Below are 20,976 nucleotides of genomic sequence, written 5' to 3' on the forward strand. Positions count from 1 at the left end.
GCGTTCCTTCATAATCCTTCACCGTTTCATCTCAACCTCTGTCAACTGTATCTCTTTGATGCGCCGTTTGTTCATATTGATGTTACAGCCTACCGACGCCGCACCGAGAAAGTGAGTACCCTGGGCTGCGGTAGTCGCTACGTCGCAGTAACCGTCCCGGTAGGTCAGCCAGTCACGCTGGCTTTTGCGAAAGGCCTCAATCATCCTTTTTTTACGGTCTTCATCGCCCATCCACCATTTGGTGTAATCAACACGCTCCAGCGATTTAAGCTTCGTCTCATACGCCTTTTTGAGTTCGGCTTCGGTTTTATCGTTGAGATCTTCCAGACACTCGCTGCTGAACTCGTAATACTTATCTAAGCACTGGTCGACGGCGTTATCAGAAGTAATGTCTTTTTCATCTGCCGCCAGCGAAGCGGTAGCTATCATTAACAACGGGATTATTGCCAGGATCCTCTTCATTTTTGCAGATTCCTTATTCTTATTTGTGTTCTTTGCGCGTCGCGTCTTGAGCTTACGTCATTTCGAAGATAAGTAATGATTTCATTCCTGCTACCGCCTTTCGCTATAATTGCCACCATCTCTTTTGCGGTAACATTACCCTGAAAAATGGTGTCGATAAATGTGTCTTTAATCACGGTATCAATGCGGTTCCAGGGTAACGCATTCGGTATATTTAAATGACGGGCATGTCGGTCATAAACCCCCTTAGCATATATGACCTTTTCCTGATACGCGATTTCAAATAACCGAATTTGTTGCTGATGCGTAATCTCGCCTACCAGAGGCCCATAAAATTGAACAAACATCTCCGCTTCTCGTCCGGTCAGATAAGCGGCTTTAGAGCAAATGACAGCCTTATATTCCTCAATATCTGCGTGTCGTAGCGTAGCGAGTATTTCGCCGGCGCTGCGCTTCTTCATATCAAACCCTCGCCCAAGCGTTACACCAGACTCAAACCTGGGATGGTGGAGTATCCTCGAAAATTGCAGCAGATGTTTCGGTTGTCTGAAAGGCGCAACGGCGGTGATGTAATCCACGCCTTCACTGTCAAATGTCGTCTGGCCTTGCCGGACAATAAGGGGCCCTGCGACATGCCGTGGCCGCCAGCGGGGCGTCGTGGCTTCATGCAGGGCATGCATAAACCAGTAATCAACCGGATGAATCAGCCCGGATGGTTTCATATTCAGTAAGCGCTGATACCAGTAAATAGCTTCCTGCGTTTGCAAATCACAGCGTCCATTTACGGTAATGTATCGCCCCGTCGTTTGACTGTAACCCGCATCGGCGATGAGTTTTTGTAGTATTTTAACTTCATCCGGATTATTCGTTCCGCAGAAGCCAACCGAACCTGTGAGTCTGAATACCCTCGGGTTTGGGTAATGACGTTTTGGCATATTTTTCTCCCTGCCTGTCTGACAATCCGTTATTCCCGGGATGGTAGGCAGCGGGAGTGAACAGAAATATGATTCCTGTCATTCTTTAAAAGGGTATTATACCGTTCAGCATTCAATGCTAATGCTATTAGCGGATGCTGTTAATGGAGTCGGTTATGCAATTTATGAATGCCTTTTATATTTAAATTTTTTGATGTATTTGTTTAATAAATATTATGACGCCTCTGTAAGGTGAATAATGATGAATAAAGAAGAGGCCGAACAGGCCGTTCTTGACTGGTACAGAGAAACATGGAACGGGAAATCTTTTATTTCAGGAAAACCCTGGAAGCTGGATTTAGACACGTGCCTGACCACGGGCGAACATCCCTGGGTGGTAGAAACGGGAGAAGAGATTATGGAGGATTACTTTTCACGGTTTAATGTCGATAAAACAGGTTTCAATCTTCTTAAATACTGGCCGGTCGAGCCGGGCTGGATCCCGAACGTTTTGCTTCCCGCCTCAATGCGCGTAAAGCGCGTTGCGCCAGCGCCATTAACGCTGCGTATGCTTGCTGAATCCGCAAAGGCGGGCCACTGGCTTTATGAGTAATCATCGGGCTACAACTGATAAGGCCGGCGTCTCCCGGCCTTTGTATGTGGCGCAGGTCAGAAGAAATCATTTATGGAAGAAAGCGCGCATGATCCGAAGACGCCTGTGTATATCGGTATTGTTCTTTATGCTGGCAGGCTGTGTCACGTTGCCGCCGAGGCATACAGCCAGCGTGACAGCGGTCAGGGGAAATATCTGCATCCGCGTGCCGGCACAACAGGGCGAAAGGCTCGACTGGATGGAAATCATGGAAAGCGCCAGGCCTTCCAGCACTATTCTTCATTATGATGTTGCTCACCCGGTTTGGGTTGCCGCAGGGGAGTGTTTACCCGTTAAAGGGTTTCACTTCGTTGCAGGAAAATCTTATACAGTGCTGATTGCGACCGTTATCAACGCGAAAGAGGCGCGTCAGTACGAATCAACATTTACAACGGGGCAAGGGCTGGCTGTCATTCAGGAATAATCGAACATGCAGGCGCTATATAACACGTTGAAACAACGTGACGGCAAACCGCAGCGGCCTGGCATAGTATATAACCCGATAAGGTTTGGATGGTCTGCAACAGTGATCAGTAAATACGAAGCCCTGCGCATCGCAAAAGCCTGTGCGAAACAGTATCGCTTAAACTGGAATGAGAAAAACCTGACGGTAACGAAAGGCCGGCTTGATGAAACGCTCTGTTTTATTGTGTCGACGCTCGACGACGGTATGGCAGAAACCGGCTCGTGGATGGATTTTGTCTTTTCTACGCCGGTGCGGTTTTATATCGATGCGTTAAACGGCACGTTTTTGGGATATGAAGCAGGCAACCGCGGCGTGAACCGGGTCAGGCCTGCGTCATCTTAAGTCCAGTAGTTACGCCGCCGCCAGCAAACAGATCTTCAGCGCCACGTTATACGACGCCTCAAACGATTTCACCGGCAGAAACTCAAAGCGCGAATGGAAGTTATGCGCGCCGGTAAAGAAGTTCGGCGTTAACAGGCCTTTCGCGGAGAGCGCCGCGCCGTCGGTGCCGCCGCGCATCGGAATGGTTTTCGGCGCAATGTCGAGCGCCTCCAGCGCCTGGTAAATCAGGTCAATCGGGCGGCGGTCGTCGCCAATCGCATTGCTGATATTGCTGTAAACGTCGCTGACTGTGATGTCCACTTTCGCGGTCGGGTGCGCGGCGGCGATTTTTTCCGCCACGTCATGCAGCTGCTGTTTACGACGCTCAAAGGCCTGGAGGTCGAAATCGCGGATGCTGGCGTTCAGCGTCGCGCTGTTCTGGCTCGCCTGCATGCCGTTAAACCACACATAGCCTTCGTGCCCGGCGGTGTGCTCCGGCGTCTCCTGGCGGTCGAAGTGGCTGATAAAATCGGTCGCCATCAGCAGCGGGTTCACCAGCACGCCTTTCGAGGCCATCGGGTGCGCCGTCACGCCGGTAAAGCGGATCTCCGCCTGCGCCGCGTTGAAGTTCTCATAGACCACTTCGCCCAGCTCGCAGCAGTCAATGGTATAGGCGAAATCCACGTCAAAGCGCGCGAGATCCAGCGCCTTCGCGCCGCGCAGGCCAATCTCTTCATCCGGCACAAACGCCACCACGATATCGCCGTGGCGCATCTCAGGCGTCAGGTTCTCCAGCAGCGTCATCACCACCGTCACCGCCGCTTTGTTATCCGCGCCGAGCACACTGGTGCCGTCGCTGAAAATAATCTCTTCGTTCGGGTAAGCGGCTATCTCCGGGCGCTCCGCCACACGCAGCCAGATATCTTCTCTGGCGTTCAGGCAGAGATCTTCACCGGTAAACGTGAGGATCTGTGGATGAATCTCCGGTGACAATCCGACGTCCACAGTGTCGATATGCGTGATAAAACCGATGCGCGGCGCGCCCGGCACCGTGCCCTTTTTCACGGCGGTGACGGTCGCGTGTTCATCAATAACAACGTGCGTGAGGCCCAGTGTTTGCAGCTCATCGGCGAGGGCGCGGGCCATCTCGTGCTGGCCCGGCGTGCTGGGCAGCGTGGTGGCGGACGCATCACTCTGGCTGGTGATTGCCAGGTAGCGAAAAAAGCGGCGGGTTAATTGACTGCCGAGCGGTGATGGCATGGTGGATCCTTCTTTATTTGTGTTATCAGGTGTTTGCGTTGTGATTTTAATGTTATTGATGAAGTTACGAAGAGTCAGGCTCCTTTGGCACGAAATAAAAAACATAAAGGAATTACGATGATTAGCAAGCACACGATTCACGCGCTGGCGCTCGCCGCCCTTGCCACCAGCGCCGCGGCAGGCGCGAGCACGCTGGTGTATTGCTCTGAGGGCTCGCCGGAGAACTTCAACCCGCAGTTGTATACCTCCGGCACCAGCGTCGATGCCAGCGCCGTGCCGGTTTATAACCGCCTGGTGGATTTTAAAACCGGCACCACCGAACTCGTGCCGAGCCTGGCGGAGCGCTGGGAGGTCAGCGACGACGGTAAAACGTACACCTTCCATCTGCGCAAGGGCGTGAAATTCCAGAGCAACAAATATTTCAAACCGACGCGCGATTTCAACGCCGACGACGTCATCTTCTCGTTTATGCGCCAGAAGGATCCTAAACACCCGTACCACAACGTCTCGAACGGCAACTACTCCAACTTTGAAAGCCTGGAGTTCGGCAAGCTCATCACGGCTATCGATAAAGTGGATGACCACACCGTGCGCTTTACGCTGGCCCACCCGGAGGCGCCGTTCGTGGCGGATCTCGGCTGGTATTTCGCGTCAATTCTGTCGGCGGAATATGCCGATGCGATGCTCAAAGCCGGCACGCCGGAGCGGGTGGACATGGACCCGATCGGCACCGGGCCGTTTAAGCTCGCGCAGTATCAGAAAGATTCACGCATCCTGTTTACGGCGTTTGACCAGTACTGGCAGGGCAAAGCGAAGCTCGACCGGCTGGTGTTCAGCATCACCCCGGACGCCTCGGTGCGCTACGCCAAGCTTGAGAAAAACGAGTGCCAGGTGATGCCGTTCCCCAACCCGGCGGATCTGCCGCGCATGAAGCAAAACCCGGATCTCACGCTGATGAGCAAATCGGGGCTGAATACCGGCTTCCTCGCGTTCAATACCCAGAAACCGCCGCTCGATAACGTCAAAGTGCGCCAGGCGCTGGCGATGGCCATCAACAAGCCCGCGATCATTAACGCCGTTTTCCAGGGCACCGGAACGGCCGCGAAAAACCTCCTGCCGCCGGGCGTCTGGAGCGCGGATCAGGGGCTTAAAGATTACGACTACGCGCCGGAGCAGGCCAAAGCGCTGCTGAAAGCGGCGGGGATGCCGGATGGCTTCAGCATCGATCTCTGGGCGATGCCGGTGCAGCGGCCCTATAACCCGAACGCCAAACGCATGGCGGAGATGATCCAGGCCGACTGGGCGAAAATCGGCGTGAAGGCGCACATCGTCACCTATGAGTGGGGCGAATATTTAAAACGCGTGAAAGGCGGCGAGCACCAGGCGGCGCTGATGGGCTGGACGACCGCGACCGGCGATCCGGATAACTTCTTCGGCCCGCTCTTTACCTGCCAGTCCGCCAACGGCGGCTCGAACTCCGCGAAGTGGTGCTATGCGCCGTTCGATAAGCTTATCAGCGAGGCGAAAGCCACCAGCGATCGGCCGAAGCGTGAAGCGCTCTACCGTGAGGCGCAGCAGATGATGCACGATCAAATGCCCGCCGTGATGATCGCCCACTCGACGATCTTCGAGCCGGTCCGCAAAAACGTCACCGGTTATGAAGTCGATCCGTTCGGCAAACATATTTTTTATCAGGTGGATCTTAAGAAATAAGCCTGCGAACCCGCCTCTGCGGAGGCGGTTTTATCACGGCGACGGGCGGGGGAGATTACGCGAAAACGCCACATTCGCCACCGACTGCACTTTCCAGGCATTCCCTTCTTTGACCATGCAATCAATCACCATGTGATCCTGTTTTGCGCCAAACGCGATATAGACCTGCTCGCAGGCCGCATCGACATCGCTGGCGACGGCGGCGATCTAACGCTCCGCGCCTTCCCCCGCCACGCTGCCCACCCACGCTTTTTGCGTAACGGCGCGCCACGCCTCACCCTGGCCTTCAAAAAACGCGGTGGTTTCATGCAACAGCGCATCGGGTGACAGATGCGGCGACTGCAACAGCGCCAGCAGCCCTTCGTAGCCTGCGCAGGCGTGCCACTGGCACTGCGCCACGTAACCGATATTTTTCTCCACCCGCATATGCTGGAAAAACGGCGCCTGAAGCGCAGTGACGGCCTCGCGCTGTGACGCCGCAAGCGGCACGAAAAGGAGCAGGGCGCTGTCGGCGCCGTTCGCGGGCAGGGTAAAACGGTGCGGCGCGGGCAGCGGGCGCGGCGGCTTCGGGGTGACGAGCGGGAAGGGGAAATCGCTTAAGCGGCGCGCGAGCGCGTCGCGCAGCAGCGGGCCGCCGCCGTCGAGCGTGGCCTGCCACGCCTGCGCTCTGGGCCCGCCTGTCGCCATCAGCAGCTCGCGGGGAAGCTGCGCCAGCAACCGGCGTACCGCGATGGCCTGATCTTCCTGCGCCTGTGCGCGCGCCGCCAGCCTTCCGGCTTCGGCGCTGTAGCGATCATCCGGCTCCCACAGGTACGTCATCATCTCGGTCACCAGCATCATCATCAGCGCCTCGTCGCCGCAAAGCGCGATGCGCCAGCGCCCCTCAACAGTCCCGACGCGCAGCGCGCCGCCGCTCAGGCGCGCCCGGTCGCACAGCGGGCGCAGACGCGCGAGCAGCTCCATGCCGCGACGATCGCTGACCAGCGTGCCCGGCGCGGGCTCAAGCGTCAGCGTGATGCTCTCTGCTTCAGGCTGCCATGCCAGCGGCGCGCTGTCGCCCGGCAGCGCCACGGAAAGCGGCGGCGGAAAGTGCGGCGCGGGCGCAAAGGGTGGCGCAGGCGGCGCGTCATCCGGCGCATCCGGGAAATCGCCCGTCGTGAGCGTCAGCCCCTGGGTCGTTACCGTCGTGCCGTGCACTTCAGGAGAGAGCCACAGGCGCGTCGGGCGCTGGGCCAGGAGGGCTGCCAGCAGCGGGCGCAGCGCGTGGCCCTCCACCGGCGGCAGGCCGAACGCGCGGGCGCGCAGGTGGTCCATCGGCGCGAGCGCATTAACGTCTTCTTCGGCGAGGCAAAGCAGCGGCGAAAGCGCGTCCTCTGGCAGCGCGGCAAGCGCCGCTATCCACTGGCGCACCAGCGCCTCCAGGTGCGCCGGGTTCACGGCGTCACTGGCGAGCGCGAAAGAAAACCGCAGCCAAAGCGTGTCGTCATCGAGCGCATCGGCTTCAAGCGTGGCGTCATCGGCGAGCGTTTGCGCGCGCAGCGCGGCCATCAGCCCGCCGGGCGCTTCGCTGCGCAGGCACTGCTCCAGCAGGCGCAGCGCCGGACGCGCGTCAGCAGGCAGCAAAAAGCTCAGTTCCAGTTGCGCAAAGCCCGGCTGCGCCAGCGCGCCCGATGCGCCTGTGCAGGCATTGATGGCGAGCGGCGCGACCACCCCCGGCCGGATACGCGCGGCGGCCTCGCAGGCAAGCTTCTCCAGCGTCTCCAGCGGTTGCGGGCCGCAGAGCCACAGGTGCAGGTTCCCGGCGTGGTAGTGCCGCTCATGAAAGGCTGTCAGTGCCGCGCGCAGCCGCGCCGGATCTTCGCCGAAGGCTCTCTTATTGCCGATGCGCAGCCGCGTGAGACGCGCATCGCCCGCCATTAACGCCAGCAGCGCCGCCTCGCGCCGGGTGGCGGCGTCCTGCGCCAGCAGCCGGTATTCGGCGTCGATCACCTGCGCCTCCTGCATCAGCGCCGCTGGCGTAAAGCAGGGGGCGGCGAGCATATCTGTCAGGCGCGCAAGCCCGGGCGCGAGCGCCTGCGCAGGGACTTCAAAGAAAAACGCGGTCTGGCACAGCCGGGTGGAGGCGTTAAGCCGCCCGCCCTGGTCCGGCACCCAGCGCATCAGGCGCTCGTCATCCCGGTAGCCCTCGCTTTCGCGAAACAGCATATGCTCCAGCAGATGCGCGAGCCCCGGCCAGTCATCCGGTTCGTGCAGGCTGCCCGCGTTCACGCGCCACAGCGCCGCGGCCTGCGTGGCCTGCGGCTGGTGGATAAGCGTGATCGTGATACCGCTCTCAAGCCTGCGCGTTTGGATCATTGCGGCGTTTTGAAAATAAGCTGTGAGTTGGCGCGGTTGCGAAACCGCAGGTCGCCAATGCCCATCTGCGTGCGGTTGGCCGCCTCGCGCGCGGCGAGGATCGTGCCGTGGTGCGGCGATTTACTGCATACCGGGTCGGCATTGGCCGCATCGCCGGTCAGCATAAACGCCTGGCAGCGGCAGCCGCCGAAATCCTGCTCTTTTTCCGGGCAGGAGCGGCACGGCTCCGGCATCCAGTCGTTGCCGCGGTAGCGGTTAAACCCGAACGACTCATACCAGATATGCGACAGCGACTGCTCCAGCACCGACGGGAATTTCACCGGCAACTGGCGCGCGCTGTGGCACGGCAGCGCGGTGCCCTCCGGCGTGACGGAGAGGAAAATCGCGCCCCAGCCGCCCATGCAGCCTTTCGGGCGCTCTTCGTAATAGTCCGGCGTCACAAACAGCAGGTTAGCGAGATTGCCGGTGTCCGCCATCTTCTCGCGGTAGTGTTTCACCACCTCCTCGGCGCGCGCGATCTGCTCGCGGGTCGGCAGCAGCCCTTCGCGGTTCAGGTGCGCCCAGCCGTAAAACTGGCAGGTGGCGAGCTCCACGTCGTCCGCGTCAAGCTGAATGGCCAGTTCGATAATGCGGTCGATCTGGTCGATGTTGTGGCGGTGCAGCACGAAGTTCAGCACCATCGGGTAGCCGAGCGCTTTTACGGCTTTCGCCATCGCGAGCTTCTGGTGGAACGCTTTTTCGTTGCCCGCCAGCGCCGCGTTCAGCGTCTCGTCGCTCGCCTGGAAGCTTATCTGAATATGATCCAGCCCGGCGTCGGCGAAGGTCTGGAGTTTTTTCTCGGTAAGCCCGATGCCGGACGTGATCAGATTGGTGTAAAAGCCCATGCCGCGCGCGGCGGCGATAAGCTCCGGCAGATCTTTACGCACCAGCGGCTCGCCGCCGGAAAACCCGAGCTGCACCGCGCCCATGGCGCGCGCCTGGCGAAACACATCAATCCACTGCGCCGTCGTCAGCTCATTCTCCTGGGCTGCGAAATCGAGCGGGTTTGAGCAATACGGGCATTGCAGCGGGCAGCGGTAGGTCAGCTCCGCCAGCAGCCACAGCGGCGGGTTTACGGGTTTCGCGTCACTCACGGAAAATCACCCACTTTTGTTGATACGCGAGGCCCAGAAAGCCCAGCACGTCGTCGGTCAGCGGGGCGGCTTCCGGGAAGCGCGCTTCCAGCGTGTCGATTATCGCGCCCGCGGTCTGCTGGCCGTCCACCAGTTGCAGAATGGCGGCGGCGCTTTCGTTCAGCTTCGCCATGCCTTCCGGGTAGAGGATCACATGCGTGTTCTGCGCCTCTTCCCATTGCAGGCGATAGCCGCGGCGAAATTGCGGAATATGATGGCGTTCAGGCTGCATCAGACCAGTCTCCGTTTGTGCCACACCGCCTCGCGGGTGACGGTGTGATAAGGGGCTCTGTCCAGCGTATAGGCCAGGGTCATGGCGTCGAGCATGCTCCAGAGGATGTCGAGCTTAAACTGCAAAATCTCCAGCATTCGCTGCTGGCGCTCCATCGTGTTGCAGTACTCCAGCGCGAGCGAAAGCCCGTGCTCGACGTCGCGGCGCGCCTGGCTTAAGCGGCTGCGGAAGTAGTCATAGCCTTCCGCTTCAATCCAGGTGTAGTGCTGCGGCCAGCTGTCGAGACGCGCCTGGTGGATCTGCGGGGCGAACAGCTCGGTCAGCGAACTGCACGCGGCCTCTTCCCAGCAGGCGCGGCGGGCGAAGTTTACATAGGCGTCCACTGCGAAGCGCACGCCCGGCAGCACGCGCTCTTCAGAGAGCAGCGATTCGCGCGACAGCCCGACCGCCTCGCCAAGACGCAGCCAGGCTTCAATGCCGCCTTCGCTGCCGTCATAGCCGTCGTGGTCGAGAATGCGCTGCACCCACTGGCGGCGCACTTCCGGGTGCGGACAGTTCGCCATAATGGCGGCGTCCTTGATGGGAATGCTGGTCTGGTAATAGAACCGGTTCGCCACCCAGCCCTGGATCTGCTCGCGGGTCGCCTCGCCGTTATGCATGGCGATGTGATAAGGGTGGTGAATGTGATAGAACGCGCCTTTCGCGCGCAGCGCCGCTTCGAACTCGTCGGGCGTCAGCAGTCGTTGCTCGGTCATATAGCCTCTTATAGCGCGATTACCATCCCGTCGTGGCTCACCTCAATCCCCTGCTGGTGCAGGGACTGGCGCTCCGGGGACTCCTCGTTGAGGATCGGGTTGGTATTGTTGATATGAATGAGAATTTTGCGCTCCGCGGGCAGGCGCGCCAGTAAAGCCGCCAGCCCCTGTTCTTCCGACAGCGCCAGATGGCCCATCGCTTTGCCGGTGTTATGGCCGACGCCAGTGGCGGCAAGCTCGTTGTCGCGCCACAGCGTGCCGTCAATCAGCAGCACGTCGGCGCGCTCAAGCCACGGCAGAATGGCGTCGTCCGGCTCGCCGAGGCCCGGCGCGTAGAGCAGGCTTTTGCCGCCTTCTTCTTCGATAAACAGCGCGACGTTATGGCCCGGCAGCGGGCGGTCGCGGTACGGCGAGTAGGGCGGCGCGTTGCTCAGCAGCGGAATGGCGGTGAAAAAGACGCCAGGGCAGATCCGCACCTGAAAGCGCGACAGCGGCGCTATCGGGTGATGAACCAGCCCGCCGTTCCAGTGGGAGAGCATCGGGAAGACCGGAAAGCCGGTGCAGAGATCGTCATGCACTTCCGGCGTGCACCAGACGTGGTGCGGGCAGCCTTCACGTAAATTGAGTAATCCCGCGCTGTGGTCTATCTGGCTGTCGGTGAGAATAATCGCGCCGATGCCGGTGCCGCGCAGCACCCCGGGATTATGCAATTCGGGTGAGGCGAGAAGCTGGTGGCAAATGTCGGGCGAGACGTTGCACAGCACCCAGTTTTTCCCGTCATCGCTGACGGCGATGGAAGACTGGGTACGCATGGACGTTTTCATCGTGCCGTTACGCACGCCCTGGCAATTGGCGCAGTTGCAGTTCCACTGAGGGAAACCGCCGCCCGCCGCCGAGCCGAGAACTTTGATTTGCATGTGCAGAACCGGAAAGGAAAAGAGAAAAGGTGCCCGCGAAGCCGCGGGCACAGGCGATTAACGGTTGGAAATGTACAGGGTCACTTCCAGACCCAGGCGCAGGTCAACAAACGCAGGTTTAGTCCACTTGGTCATAGTCTTACTCCTCATATAACGGGTGATTTTTCACCACCCTGGTGAAACCGATTACCGGCGCGCTTATGTTGCGTAAATGTGATCGAGATCGCAACTTAAATGCTTATCCATTTATTGCGATTCTCCCCAGGCGAGCCTGAGCACGCGCAACCAGTTGCGCCAGGCGAGCTTTTCCAGCAGCGGCGCGTCGAACCCTGCCGCTGCCAGCGCCTGCATCAGACGCGGTAAACCGATGACGTCGCCCATCGCATCCGGCAGGCTGATGCCGTCGAAATCCGATCCGAACGCCACCCGGTCTTCACCCAGTTTAGTAATCAGATACTCAACGTGCGTAACAATTTCGGACAAGGACGTGTCGCCGTTGCGCTGCCCGTCTGCGCGCAGAAAGGCGGTGCCGAAGTTTACGCCGACCAGGCCGTCGCTTGCCTTAATGGCCGCGAGTTGCTCGTCGGTGAGGTTGCGCGGCTGCGCGCAGAGCGCGTGGGCGTTGGAGTGCGTCGCCACCAGCGGCCCGCCGCCGATGGCCGCGGTATCGAAAAACGCCTTCTGATTCATATGCGAGACATCCACCAGCACATGGCGTTCGCGACAGGCGCGGATGAGCGCTTTACCGGCAGGTGTTAACCCAACGCCGGTATCCGGCGAGCCAGGGAACGGCCCGCTGACCCCTTCGCCAAAAACGTTTGGGATGTTCCAGAACGGCCCGATACTGCGCACGCCCTGGGCGAGCAGGGCGTCGAGCGGCTCCAGTTGGGCGTCGATCGCCTGCGCGCCCTCGATATGCAGCACCAGCGCCACCACGTCATCCGCCATGCACTGCTCGATATCCGCCACCGTCCGGCAGACGCGCATTTTCCCGCCGGAGGCCTGCGCCATCGCGTGAAACAGCCCAATCTGCGCCTGCGTAATGGCGAGCGGATCGTGCATCGTTTCGGCATCCGCCAGCGGCAGATTGCGCATCTGCGCGACATACTCCGGCGGCGGCACAAACACCGCGAACAGCCCGCCGGCAAAGCCGCCCTGGCGCATGCGCGGATAATCCAGATGGCCGCCTTCGAGGCCGCTGAACACCGCCCCGACAGGCTCGGCCTCCGCGCGCAGCCACAGGCGCAGCAGCAGATCGTTATGGCCGTCAAACACGGGCGGGAAAGAAGAGTGAAGGACGTGCATCGGCGCTCCGAAGTAAAAAAATGGTTAACCTATTGTGACATGGGCGAGGGGCGACTGCTTAAACGTGGGTGCGGTTTGGTGCTTTATCGGGCCAGGTTTATAATCACCAACTGACCATATTGATGGACAAAGGAATGTATGAGATGCGCAGTCAGGTAAGACGTGTACTTATAAACATCACGGCAGTAGGCGTAGTGCTGGCGGGGGGCTGGCAGTTGTGGGATGCCCTCGCACCGACAACAATTATCCGCGCGGATAGCCATGCCGTATACATTGAACATCCACCCTTAACAACACGCGCTAAAATCGCCTGGTGGAACAAAAATAAAGATGTCCTGCAAGAGAAATATCATTTAATCGATGATCCTGAAAACGTTTCAGTAACCGTCATGTATTTCGGGGGCTATGTTGCCGCGCCGACAGGTAGTAATGACGGCTCTATAGACGACTATAATTGCTTCGATGATATTAAAAGCGATAAAAATTGTATTTATAACGATGTCGTGATGAGGGTCGGAGGAGATTATAATAATAAAGTGTTTTTTGGTGTTGATGGGAAATTCTACAGACAAACTCCTGATGGTCAACTGACGCTCCTGGAACGGTACCGTTAATGATTTTTTCCATAGGCAAAAATAAGACATTGAGCTTAGATATTGCTCAATGTCTTACTTAGAAAATAATAATCACTTGATCTGTAAAGGTTGCTGACCCGGCTCTTGTAACCAGACCTCGTCATCTATGCGGTATTCAGTGTTGCCGCTTCGGGTTTTACTGACAGACATCAGAATATTTTTATCGATGCAGTTACGAGGCGGAGCGATATCTGCGAAGCATAACCTGTCTGCTTTCCCCTCTTCCTGATACCCATTGCCTCAGGCGAAGATATAGATATCTTTATCATTCAGATGATATTTATCTGAAAGCGCTTTGCTATTTTTTATCCACCAGTCGATTTTGGCTGAAGAGGATAACGGTAAATCGTTAACCAGGATTTGTGCCGTAAAATAATTTTGGTGCACATCAATAACTTTTATTGGCTTATTGACCCAGTAAATGATTGTAGCCACAGCGGCCAGAAAAACAGGGATAAGGGCAATGAGCTTCTTTTTCATTAGGTTACCTGTGGTTAAGCCATACCGCACGGTAGTTAACGTAGTGAAAGTGCTATGGAACAAGCAGTGTCATCCATGCCGCGACAACCATTTTTTCCATAATAATTTAACCACAGTAAACAACACCAGCGCGACGATGAAATCAGCCGTTGCCATCAGAAGCCACCATAATTGCTGGGCATTCAGGAAACCAAGCCATTCTGCGCTATCAACCAGCCAGTCAGTTTCCTGTCGGGTAAGCGGGCGCCAGAAATGTACTAGGGGAATGGTGATCAGATAAAGCACAACGAAAAGGAGAATATTAACCAACAGGACAATCGCTTTCATACGCCACCACTTCAATTTCTCCATAAGTCACGATGCCTTTCCCAAGTACAACTTTATTAGTTGCCAGTAATGCATTGCGCAACACCGCAAAATCGGAAGAGTGCTGCAACGTAATACATCCCAGTGATAAACCTTGTCCACCCACAGGGTGAAGACGAAAATTACCTCTTTTGACATGGTTTATCCAGGTATAGTCATCAAGCTGGCCGTCTGCGCGGTAGAGAGCGAACCATTGAGAATGATCAGAAGGAACGCCTGAGACGCTGTTCCATGAGTCTATGATGCTTGTTCTCACTCTTGAGCCTGCGCCACCTGTAGGTCTGTCTACAATCAGATAACGGCCTGGCGGTAAAGGGCCTTTATCAGGTAGTGCGATGCATCCGCCTCGATTTCTGTATTTCGCATCTCCTGAAAAAGCCATAAATGTTCCAACGCCATACATCAGTAACGGCGAAAAATCAGCATTGTTTATTGTGAATTTACCGAAAAGCGCCACAGCAGTATTCCTTTTTCAAATCATCCATTAGCTTAAATCGTTCTCTGGTAAGACATCACAAGGGCTAACGGCGATATATTACTTTAATCCTGAGAATATGGCGGCGTAGAGTGCGAGTGCTCCCCTCTTTTAGGAATAATAATAAAGGGTTGTTGTTAGTGGGTGAATTAATATTATTGCGTCATCGTGTAATTAAATTGAGTGTTCGCTGAAGTTATTATCTTTACTATTTTGCTTACCCTGATTTATTGCGGTTTTTAGCGCTTCGGTTATTTATTGTATCCGGCACATTCCGCTTCCCTGTACTACCCTTTAGTTTTAACCTGTTGAAGGAGGCACGATGGCACAGCCGCATCTGATCGATACTCTGGAATTTGGGCCGGAAAACGCGCCTGAGTGTAAATATGAAATCTACGGCGAGGATGACAAGCAGCCGCAATACGCCACGCGGTTGGTGCGTGACGATAATGGTGAATGGCAGCCGCAGCAGGATGAGATCCGCTTTGCCGCGCAGCAGGAGCAGCAGGCCGCCAGCAGCACGATGGATTACGGCTACAGCGACGGCGCGCCGGAACTGCGCGATTTGCTGGCCGAAGCGAAAGAACACTGCGAGCGCGACTGGCAATCGCGGCAGTAACGTCAGCCCCGCTGCGCCAGCGGCGGGAATTTCCTGAAATAAAACGCGGCCTCGCGACAACACCAGCGCGTTCAATTTTCCCTCTCATTAAAAACCGCCTCCCTTTATTCCCTGCGATTCTACTTATTCCACAAAGCGTTATCTGCGCTCAATGCCGGACAGACCACGCCATCACACGTTCTGAAACGGCCATACGGTTAAGCGCCCGTGTTGACTTAATTTGTATAAAGCGTATTTTTCAGGACATGAAAACTATTCTGATTATCGCCCCGGAAGGGGGCATGCTGCTGGAAGCGACCGGCATCGCCGATATCTTCACCCGGGCCAACCAGTTGCGGCCTGCGGATGCCCCTGAGCCGCACTATCAGGTGACGCTTGCCACCACCCAGCCGCACCACGTCATCCACGGCGCCTCCGGCTTTAAGCTGCTGGCGGAGCACCGCCTGTGCGATCTCGCGCCGCACACGCCCTTTGACACCATCATGGTGACGGGCCGCGGGCTGACGGAAGAAGAGGGCGACCAGGTGACGCAGTGGCTGTCACAGGCGGCACCGTATGCCCGGCGCGTGGTCTCGGTGTGCGGCGGGGCGCTGCTACTGGCGCAGGCTGGCCTGCTGGACGGGCGGCGCGCCACCACCCACTGGCGGCTGCTCGATACGCTCGCCGCGCGCTTCCCGGCGGTGACGGTGGAGCGCGGGCCGATTTACGTGCAGGACGGCGATATCTGGACGTCGGCAGGCGTGACGTCCGGTTTTGATCTGACGCTGGCGCTGCTGGAAGAAGACGGCGGGTTTGAGCTGGCGCGTAACGTCGCGCAGGAACTGGTGATGTACCTGCGTCGCCCCGGCGGTCAGTCGCAGTTCAGCCGCTATCTGCTGACCCAGGCGAAAACGCCAGGCCCGATCCGCGATCTCCAGGGCTGGATCCTTGAGAACCTGGCGCAGGATCTCAGCGTTGAGCGGCTGGCAGAGCAGGTGGCGATGAGCCCGCGCAATTTCACCCGCGTCTTTACGCGCGAAACCGGCGTGTCGCCCGCCCGCTATGTGGAGGAGGCGCGTCTCGACGCCGCCCGCCAGCGCCTGGAGCAGGGGAGCGAAAGTATTGAGCAGGTGGCGACGCAGTGCGGTTTCGGCAACGGTATCAACCTGCGCCGCGTCTTTGAGCGCAACCTGCATCTCACGCCGTCCGACTACCGCGAACGCTTCTGCGCGCGCATGATGGCGTAAAGTGATCTAATCTCGTCATTTACGCCATATGGCCTCTGTTACACACTCTCTACAGAACGTTAACAGAGGAGCTTCATCATGGTTAAAGTAGGCATTAACGGATTTGGCCGTATCGGCCGCAACGTACTACGCGCCGCGCTGGGCAATGAGGCGTTTCAGGTGGTGGCGATTAACGACCTCACCGACAGCAAAACCCTGGCGCATCTGCTGAAACATGACTCCCTGCTCGGCACGCTGCCGGCGACCGTGGAAGCGGGCGAGGGCGAGCTGAAGCTCGACGGGCGCGCCATCCGCGTCTTCTCCGAGCGCGATCCCGGCAATATTCCATGGAGCAGCGTGGGCGTGGAAATTGTCATCGAAGCCACCGGTTTCTTTACCGATAAAGCCCAGGCCGAAGCGCATATCACCAAAGGCGGCGCGAAGCGCGTCATCATTTCGGCCCCGGCGAAAAACGACGACCTGACCATCGTAATGGGCGTTAACCATGAGCAGTACGATCCGGCGCTCCACCGCGTGGTCAGCAACGGCAGTTGCACCACCAACGGTCTCGCGCCCGCAGCCCAGGTGCTGCATCAGCAGTTCGGCATTCAGCACGGCCTGATGAACACCACCCACGCTTACACCAATAGCCAGGCGCTTCACGACCAGCCGGAGAAAGATCTGCGCGGCGCGCGCGCGGCGGCGCTCTCCATCGTGCCGTACTCCAGCGGGGCGGCGAAGGCGATCGGCAAAGTCATTCCTGAACTCGACGGGCGCATGACCGGCTACTCGCTGCGCGTACCGGTGCCGGTGGTGTCGATTGTCGATCTCACCGTCACGCTCGCCCGCGATGTCACCGTGGAAGAGGTCAACGCCGCGTTTCTGAAGGCGTCCCAGGAAGGGCCGCTGCAAGGCATTCTCGGCTACAGCGATGAACCGCTGGTCTCCAGCGACTACCGCGGCGACCCGCGTTCTTCCATTATCGACGGTCTCTCAACGCTGGTGATTGGCGGCAACATGGTCAAAATTCTCGCCTGGTATGATAACGAATGGGGCTTTTCAAACCGGCTGGTGGATCTGGCGCTGTTAATGGCGCGCCGCGGCCTGTAACGCGCAGTAGCTGATAAAAAGGATGGCTCTGAGCCATCCTTTTTTACTATGCGCGCGGCCCGTCCGGGATACGGGCAATCACCTTGATTTCAAAGTCAAAACCCGCCAGCCAGTTGACGCCGACCGCGGTCCAGTTCGGGTACGGCGGCGCCGGGAAAATAGCCTGTTTAACCGCCATAATGGCCGGGAACTGGCGCTCGGGATCGGTATGAAACGTGGTGACATCCACCAGATCGTCAAAGGTACAACCGGCGGCGGCGAGCGTCGCGCGCAGGTTCTCAAACGCAAGCCGCACCTGCGCTTCGAAATCCGGCTCCGGCGTGCCGTCGGCGCGGCTGCCGACCTGGCCTGAAACAAACAGCAGATCGCCGCTGCGAATGGCGGCGGAATAACCGTGTTCTTCATACAACGCATGACGGTTAGCGGGGAAAACGGGTTCACGAGAGGTCATAGGGTGTCCTGTTAACGTTGGGCAAGAAGCCGGGTGCGCCTTGCCGGGAATTGATTTAATATACGCGGCGTATGTGAATAATCATTACACATACGTAGCGTATGTCAATTGAAATACGTCGCGTATGTGAAAAGGAGATCCTATGGCCGCAAAACGGCGCATCGACACCATGGAAGAAAACCGCGCGAAGCTCATCGCGGCGGCGAGAAAGGCGTTCGCTGAGAAAGGGTTTGCGGCGGCGTCAATGGATGAACTCACCGCCAGCGTCGGGCTGACGCGCGGCGCGCTGTACCATAATTTCGGCGATAAAAAAGGGCTGCTCGCCGCCGTGGTCGCGCAGGTGGATGGCGAGATGGCGCAGCGCGCGAAAGCGGCCGCCGCAGGCGTGGAAGATCCGTGGGAAACGCTGATCGCCGAAGGCGTGGCGTATATTCAGATGGCGCTGGATGAAGAGGTGCGGCGCATCGTGCTGCTGGATGGCCCGGCGTTTCTCGGCGATCCGGCGCAGTGGCCGAGCCAGAATAGCTGCCTCGACGCCACGCGCGAGACCGTTATCAGCATGATGGCGAGCGGGATAATCAAACCGGTGGACGCCGACGCCGCCGCGCGGCTGCTGAACGGCGCGGCGCTCAATGCCGCGCTGTGGGTGGCCGCAAGCCCGGAGCCGGAAGAAGCGCTGCCGAAAATGATCGAGGTGTTTACGCTGCTGGCGGGCGGTCTTCGGGCCTGAGTATGAAAAAAGGATGGCCTGGCGCCATCCTTGTATTGTCAGCGAAACCGAAAGAATGGATGTATCGTTACGTCCGCTATTATTAGCCCCGCAGCTCGTGCGGAGCTATAGCGTTTCTACATCGGTTTAATTGAGCATGTTGCTATAAACGTTGGCATATATTTATCAATAAGAAAACGTGGCGCAGGCTGAAAAGCCTCATCGAAACCCGTCAATATCAAACCGGCTTCCAGCTGGCCGCTAATTTGTTCCGCTAACGTATGGCCAAAAACAAAGGCCTCGTTCATGGCTAACTTTTTTTCAATTTCCTCTGCGCTCAGATCCGTTATATCAGCATAAGGTAAAATGAAAGCTGGCTTCATCAAACCACTCTGGGCTAAATCAGGTGAACGGTCAAAAACAAAGACTACCGGATTATAAAAGCCGCTGAGTAACTTCCCGCCTTTGCGTAGGACGCGGAAACATTCGGCCCAAACTTTACGTATGTTCGGTATATACAGATTAGAGATGGGATGGAAAATCAGGTCGAATGACTTATCCTCAAAGGCTGATAAATCCTGCATATCGCCCAATACTGTTTTTAAGGTCAGGTTGTCGCGTTTCGCAACCCTCTCATCTAAGGCCAGTTGTTCTGTCGAAGCATCAAGTACAACCACCTCCGCGCCGGCAGCTGCCAGCACGGGAGCCTGCTGCCCACCAGCAGCGGCCAGACACAGAACACGCATACCTTGCACGTCGTCAAGCCATCCAGCCGGGAGTTCAGAAGGTATAAGTTGCACCCGCCACTGGCCTTTTCGGGCAGCCTGGATGATTTCCGTTGTCACGGGACGCGACCAGTCACCATTTTCGCGCGCCATGCGATCCCATACGGCCTGATTGTGATGGTAAATATTATTGAGGGAAAAAGAATTCGACATCATTATCTGTCCTGAGCAAGTTAAAACAATGCCCGACAGTAAAGCACAAAAATTTTTGCTATCTGCTGCCATTAACATTAGCGGCAAGCAGACAAGTGGCATGAACGACAATGCGCATTTACTCCCGGCAAACCAGTAAGTGTTCATAGCACATTAGTTGTTCATTTCAGGAAAACCTCAACAGGCAGGAAGATTATATGAATATGCTCCTGAAATATAATTCCACAAAGCTGTTCATACAAGTCTGATTTTTAAATTAGAGTTATCTGTCGCTATTAACCGGCTCCCTGTTAACTCATACGCGGCAATGTAAGCAAAATTTCAGTGTGGAGTGAAAATTGCGGGCCTCCGCTCCTCGCTCATACCAACCCCCCTGTATCCCCCTTCTCTTCAAACAAATCGGTTTCAGTTTCCTGATTAACGTGCAGGCTAAAAAGCCCATCTTTTTGCGTTCTGCGCATCCCGGTCCAGACTGAAAGCTGGGCCGCGCCGCCCTTCGGGCCTGAAGCTGCGCGGCAATCTGCTGATAAAAAGAGGGGCCGCTATGTCTGAAGAACGAATGATCAACACCACTATCGTTATCACCGGGGCGTCGAGCGGTTTTGGCCGCGGGGCCGCGCTGGCGCTCGCTAAACGCGGCGCGAACGTCGTGCTGGCGGCGCGTCGGGGCGAGGCGCTGGAGGCGCTGGCGCAGGAGATTAACGCTGACAACGGCCACGCGCTGGCGGTGGAAACAGACGTCAGCCAGCCGGATCAGGTGGAGCGCCTGGCGCAGGCGGCGATCGCGCGCTTCGGGCCGATTAACGTCTGGATCAATAACGTCGGCGTCGGGGCGCTCGGCTGGTTCTGGGAGATCCCGGTCGCCGATCATGAGCGGCTGGTGGATGTGAATCTGAAAGGCGTGATTTACGGCGCGCACGTAGCGATGAAGCATTTTATCGCCCAGGGCTTCGGCGTGCTGATTAACACCGGCTCGGTGGACAGCGAAGTGCCGCTGGCGTTTCAGTCGAGCTACGCCGCCACCAAAGCCGCCGTGCTGAGCCTCGGACGCACCATTAACGAGGAGCTGCGGCTTAACGATTACCACGACATCAAAGTAGCGACCATCATGCCGTGGGCGGTGGATACGCCGTGGTGGACGCACGCCGCCAACTATACCGGCCACGCGCCGCGCATGGCCGCGATGGATTCGCCGGAGAAGGTGATCGACGCGATGGTCAAAGCCTGTTTCAAACCGCAAGAGGAGATCCCGGTGGGCTGGAAGGCGCGATCGTCGAATTTATCGCACCATCTGTTCCCGGATATGACGGAAAAACTCTCCGCTAACGTGATTAACCGCTCGGTGGAAAAAGCGCAGCCGCTGGCCCCGACGACCGGCGCTATCTATACGCCGATGGCGGACACCACCACCATTGACGGCGGCATTCGCGCGCGAATGAAGCAGGAAGATAAAGCGCGCTGAGG

At 57.5% G+C, this 20,976-nt stretch carries 24 protein-coding genes and 1 pseudogene; 10 read left to right on the plus strand and 15 right to left on the minus strand.

The annotated features are described in order from the left end of the window. Nucleotides 1-18: 18 nt before the first annotated feature. Both AFK65_RS04300 and AFK65_RS04305 read right to left on the minus strand, forming a co-directional pair. Nucleotides 19-462, minus strand: a complete 444-nt coding sequence (locus AFK65_RS04300) for a lysozyme inhibitor LprI family protein (RefSeq protein WP_014729520.1) — start codon at nt 460-462, stop codon at nt 19-21. After that, nucleotides 459-1,397, minus strand: a complete 939-nt coding sequence (locus tag AFK65_RS04305) for a peptidoglycan-binding protein (protein WP_007698518.1) — start codon at nt 1,395-1,397, stop codon at nt 459-461. Before AFK65_RS04305 ends, AFK65_RS04300 begins: the two co-directional genes overlap by 4 nt. Before the next feature lie 238 nt (nt 1,398-1,635). Here AFK65_RS04305 and AFK65_RS04310 point away from each other — a divergent pair, with 238 nt between their 5' ends. Genes AFK65_RS04310 through AFK65_RS04320 form a run of 3 tightly spaced genes read left to right on the plus strand, consistent with a single transcriptional unit; the run spans nt 1,636 to nt 2,836 of the window. Further along, on the plus strand, nt 1,636-1,989 hold the full coding sequence (locus AFK65_RS04310) for a DUF1493 family protein (protein ID WP_007698522.1): 354 nt from the start codon (nt 1,636-1,638) through the stop codon (nt 1,987-1,989). Next, a complete protein-coding gene (locus tag AFK65_RS22175; protein WP_226993364.1) occupies nt 1,982-2,452 on the plus strand; it encodes a putative T6SS immunity periplasmic lipoprotein in 471 nt (156 codons plus the stop codon). Before AFK65_RS04310 ends, AFK65_RS22175 begins: the two co-directional genes overlap by 8 nt. Nucleotides 2,453-2,458: 6 nt before the next feature. Then, entirely contained in the window at nt 2,459-2,836 is a 378-nt protein-coding gene (locus AFK65_RS04320) for a hypothetical protein (protein WP_007698533.1), read from the plus strand. A gap of 9 nt (nt 2,837-2,845) precedes the next feature. Here the strand turns inward: AFK65_RS04320 and pepT are convergent, their stop codons facing one another. Then, a complete protein-coding gene (gene pepT / locus AFK65_RS04325; protein ID WP_007698535.1) occupies nt 2,846-4,075 on the minus strand; it encodes a peptidase T in 1,230 nt (409 codons plus the stop codon). Nucleotides 4,076-4,192: 117 nt separating this feature from the next. Here pepT and AFK65_RS04330 point away from each other — a divergent pair, with 117 nt between their 5' ends. Then, nucleotides 4,193-5,788, plus strand: a complete 1,596-nt coding sequence (locus tag AFK65_RS04330) for an ABC transporter substrate-binding protein (RefSeq protein ID WP_007698538.1) — start codon at nt 4,193-4,195, stop codon at nt 5,786-5,788. A 207-nt stretch (nt 5,789-5,995) separates the two neighbouring features. Here AFK65_RS04330 and pqqF read toward each other — a convergent pair whose 3' ends face one another. From pqqF to AFK65_RS04360, 7 genes are all read right to left on the minus strand, one after another. Further along, nucleotides 5,996-8,143, minus strand: a complete 2,148-nt coding sequence (pqqF, locus tag AFK65_RS04335) for a pyrroloquinoline quinone biosynthesis protein PqqF (RefSeq protein ID WP_038857914.1) — start codon at nt 8,141-8,143, stop codon at nt 5,996-5,998. After that, nucleotides 8,140-9,276, minus strand: a complete 1,137-nt coding sequence (gene pqqE, locus AFK65_RS04340) for a pyrroloquinoline quinone biosynthesis protein PqqE (protein WP_032973907.1) — start codon at nt 9,274-9,276, stop codon at nt 8,140-8,142. The genes pqqF and pqqE overlap by 4 nt, the downstream gene beginning before the upstream one ends. Further along, on the minus strand, nt 9,269-9,547 hold the full coding sequence (pqqD, locus tag AFK65_RS04345; protein ID WP_004387128.1) for a pyrroloquinoline quinone biosynthesis peptide chaperone PqqD: 279 nt from the start codon (nt 9,545-9,547) through the stop codon (nt 9,269-9,271). Before pqqD ends, pqqE begins: the two co-directional genes overlap by 8 nt. Continuing rightward, a complete protein-coding gene (pqqC, locus tag AFK65_RS04350; protein WP_004387127.1) occupies nt 9,547-10,302 on the minus strand; it encodes a pyrroloquinoline-quinone synthase PqqC in 756 nt (251 codons plus the stop codon). The genes pqqD and pqqC overlap by 1 nt, the downstream gene beginning before the upstream one ends. A gap of 8 nt (nt 10,303-10,310) precedes the next feature. Beyond that, on the minus strand, nt 10,311-11,219 hold the full coding sequence (pqqB, locus tag AFK65_RS04355) for a pyrroloquinoline quinone biosynthesis protein PqqB (RefSeq protein ID WP_007698734.1): 909 nt from the start codon (nt 11,217-11,219) through the stop codon (nt 10,311-10,313). Nucleotides 11,220-11,276: 57 nt separating this feature from the next. Further along, nucleotides 11,277-11,354 (minus strand): pyrroloquinoline quinone precursor peptide PqqA, encoded by a 78-nt coding sequence (gene pqqA, locus AFK65_RS20695; RefSeq protein WP_004387125.1) that lies wholly within the window; start codon nt 11,352-11,354, stop codon nt 11,277-11,279. A 111-nt stretch (nt 11,355-11,465) separates the two neighbouring features. Then, nucleotides 11,466-12,524, minus strand: coding sequence for a dipeptidase (locus AFK65_RS04360; protein WP_032804311.1), 1,059 nt, complete (start codon nt 12,522-12,524; stop codon nt 11,466-11,468). A gap of 143 nt (nt 12,525-12,667) precedes the next feature. On the opposite strand from AFK65_RS04360, the gene AFK65_RS04365 reads away from it, so the two are divergent. Next, the gene (locus tag AFK65_RS04365) at nt 12,668-13,138 is read left to right on the plus strand and encodes a DUF943 family protein (RefSeq protein WP_081639394.1); all 471 of its coding nucleotides are present in this window, start codon (nt 12,668-12,670) and stop codon (nt 13,136-13,138) included. A gap of 72 nt (nt 13,139-13,210) precedes the next feature. Here AFK65_RS04365 and AFK65_RS04370 read toward each other — a convergent pair. The 3 genes and pseudogenes from AFK65_RS04370 to AFK65_RS20700 all read right to left on the minus strand — a co-directional run bounded on the left by AFK65_RS04370 (nt 13,211) and on the right by AFK65_RS20700 (nt 14,462). Next, a pseudogene (locus tag AFK65_RS04370) lies at nt 13,211-13,639 on the minus strand (DUF943 family protein). 69 nt (nt 13,640-13,708) lie between these two features. Further along, a complete protein-coding gene (locus AFK65_RS04375) occupies nt 13,709-13,966 on the minus strand; it encodes a hypothetical protein (RefSeq protein ID WP_007698819.1) in 258 nt (85 codons plus the stop codon). Continuing rightward, on the minus strand, nt 13,941-14,462 hold the full coding sequence (locus AFK65_RS20700; RefSeq protein ID WP_007698822.1) for a DUF2778 domain-containing protein: 522 nt from the start codon (nt 14,460-14,462) through the stop codon (nt 13,941-13,943). The genes AFK65_RS04375 and AFK65_RS20700 overlap by 26 nt, the downstream gene beginning before the upstream one ends. Before the next feature lie 340 nt (nt 14,463-14,802). Here AFK65_RS20700 and AFK65_RS04380 point away from each other — a divergent pair, with 340 nt between their 5' ends. The 3 genes from AFK65_RS04380 (at nt 14,803) to gap (ending at nt 17,414) form a co-directional block, all read left to right on the plus strand. After that, nucleotides 14,803-15,099, plus strand: a complete 297-nt coding sequence (locus AFK65_RS04380; RefSeq protein WP_004386323.1) for a hypothetical protein — start codon at nt 14,803-14,805, stop codon at nt 15,097-15,099. A gap of 245 nt (nt 15,100-15,344) precedes the next feature. Then, nucleotides 15,345-16,325, plus strand: a complete 981-nt coding sequence (locus AFK65_RS04385) for a GlxA family transcriptional regulator (RefSeq protein ID WP_038857909.1) — start codon at nt 15,345-15,347, stop codon at nt 16,323-16,325. 78 nt (nt 16,326-16,403) lie between these two features. Next, nucleotides 16,404-17,414, plus strand: coding sequence for a type I glyceraldehyde-3-phosphate dehydrogenase (gap, locus tag AFK65_RS04390; RefSeq protein ID WP_007887986.1), 1,011 nt, complete (start codon nt 16,404-16,406; stop codon nt 17,412-17,414). A gap of 46 nt (nt 17,415-17,460) precedes the next feature. On the opposite strand, the gene AFK65_RS04395 is transcribed toward gap, so the two are convergent. Continuing rightward, nucleotides 17,461-17,865, minus strand: a complete 405-nt coding sequence (locus AFK65_RS04395; RefSeq protein ID WP_007699216.1) for a RidA family protein — start codon at nt 17,863-17,865, stop codon at nt 17,461-17,463. 142 nt (nt 17,866-18,007) lie between these two features. Here AFK65_RS04395 and AFK65_RS04400 point away from each other — a divergent pair, with 142 nt between their 5' ends. Continuing rightward, entirely contained in the window at nt 18,008-18,595 is a 588-nt protein-coding gene (locus AFK65_RS04400) for a TetR/AcrR family transcriptional regulator (RefSeq protein ID WP_038857907.1), read from the plus strand. Nucleotides 18,596-18,711: 116 nt separating this feature from the next. Here the strand turns inward: AFK65_RS04400 and AFK65_RS04405 are convergent, their stop codons facing one another. Next, entirely contained in the window at nt 18,712-19,515 is an 804-nt protein-coding gene (locus AFK65_RS04405) for a class I SAM-dependent methyltransferase (RefSeq protein WP_236612738.1), read from the minus strand. A gap of 541 nt (nt 19,516-20,056) precedes the next feature. On the opposite strand from AFK65_RS04405, the gene AFK65_RS04410 reads away from it, so the two are divergent. After that, nucleotides 20,057-20,974 (plus strand): SDR family NAD(P)-dependent oxidoreductase, encoded by a 918-nt coding sequence (locus tag AFK65_RS04410; protein WP_038857905.1) that lies wholly within the window; start codon nt 20,057-20,059, stop codon nt 20,972-20,974. The last annotated feature ends 2 nt before the right edge of the window (nt 20,975-20,976 follow it).

The organism is Cronobacter universalis NCTC 9529 (assembly GCF_001277175.1).
Taxonomy (GTDB): Bacteria; Pseudomonadota; Gammaproteobacteria; order Enterobacterales; family Enterobacteriaceae; genus Cronobacter; species Cronobacter universalis.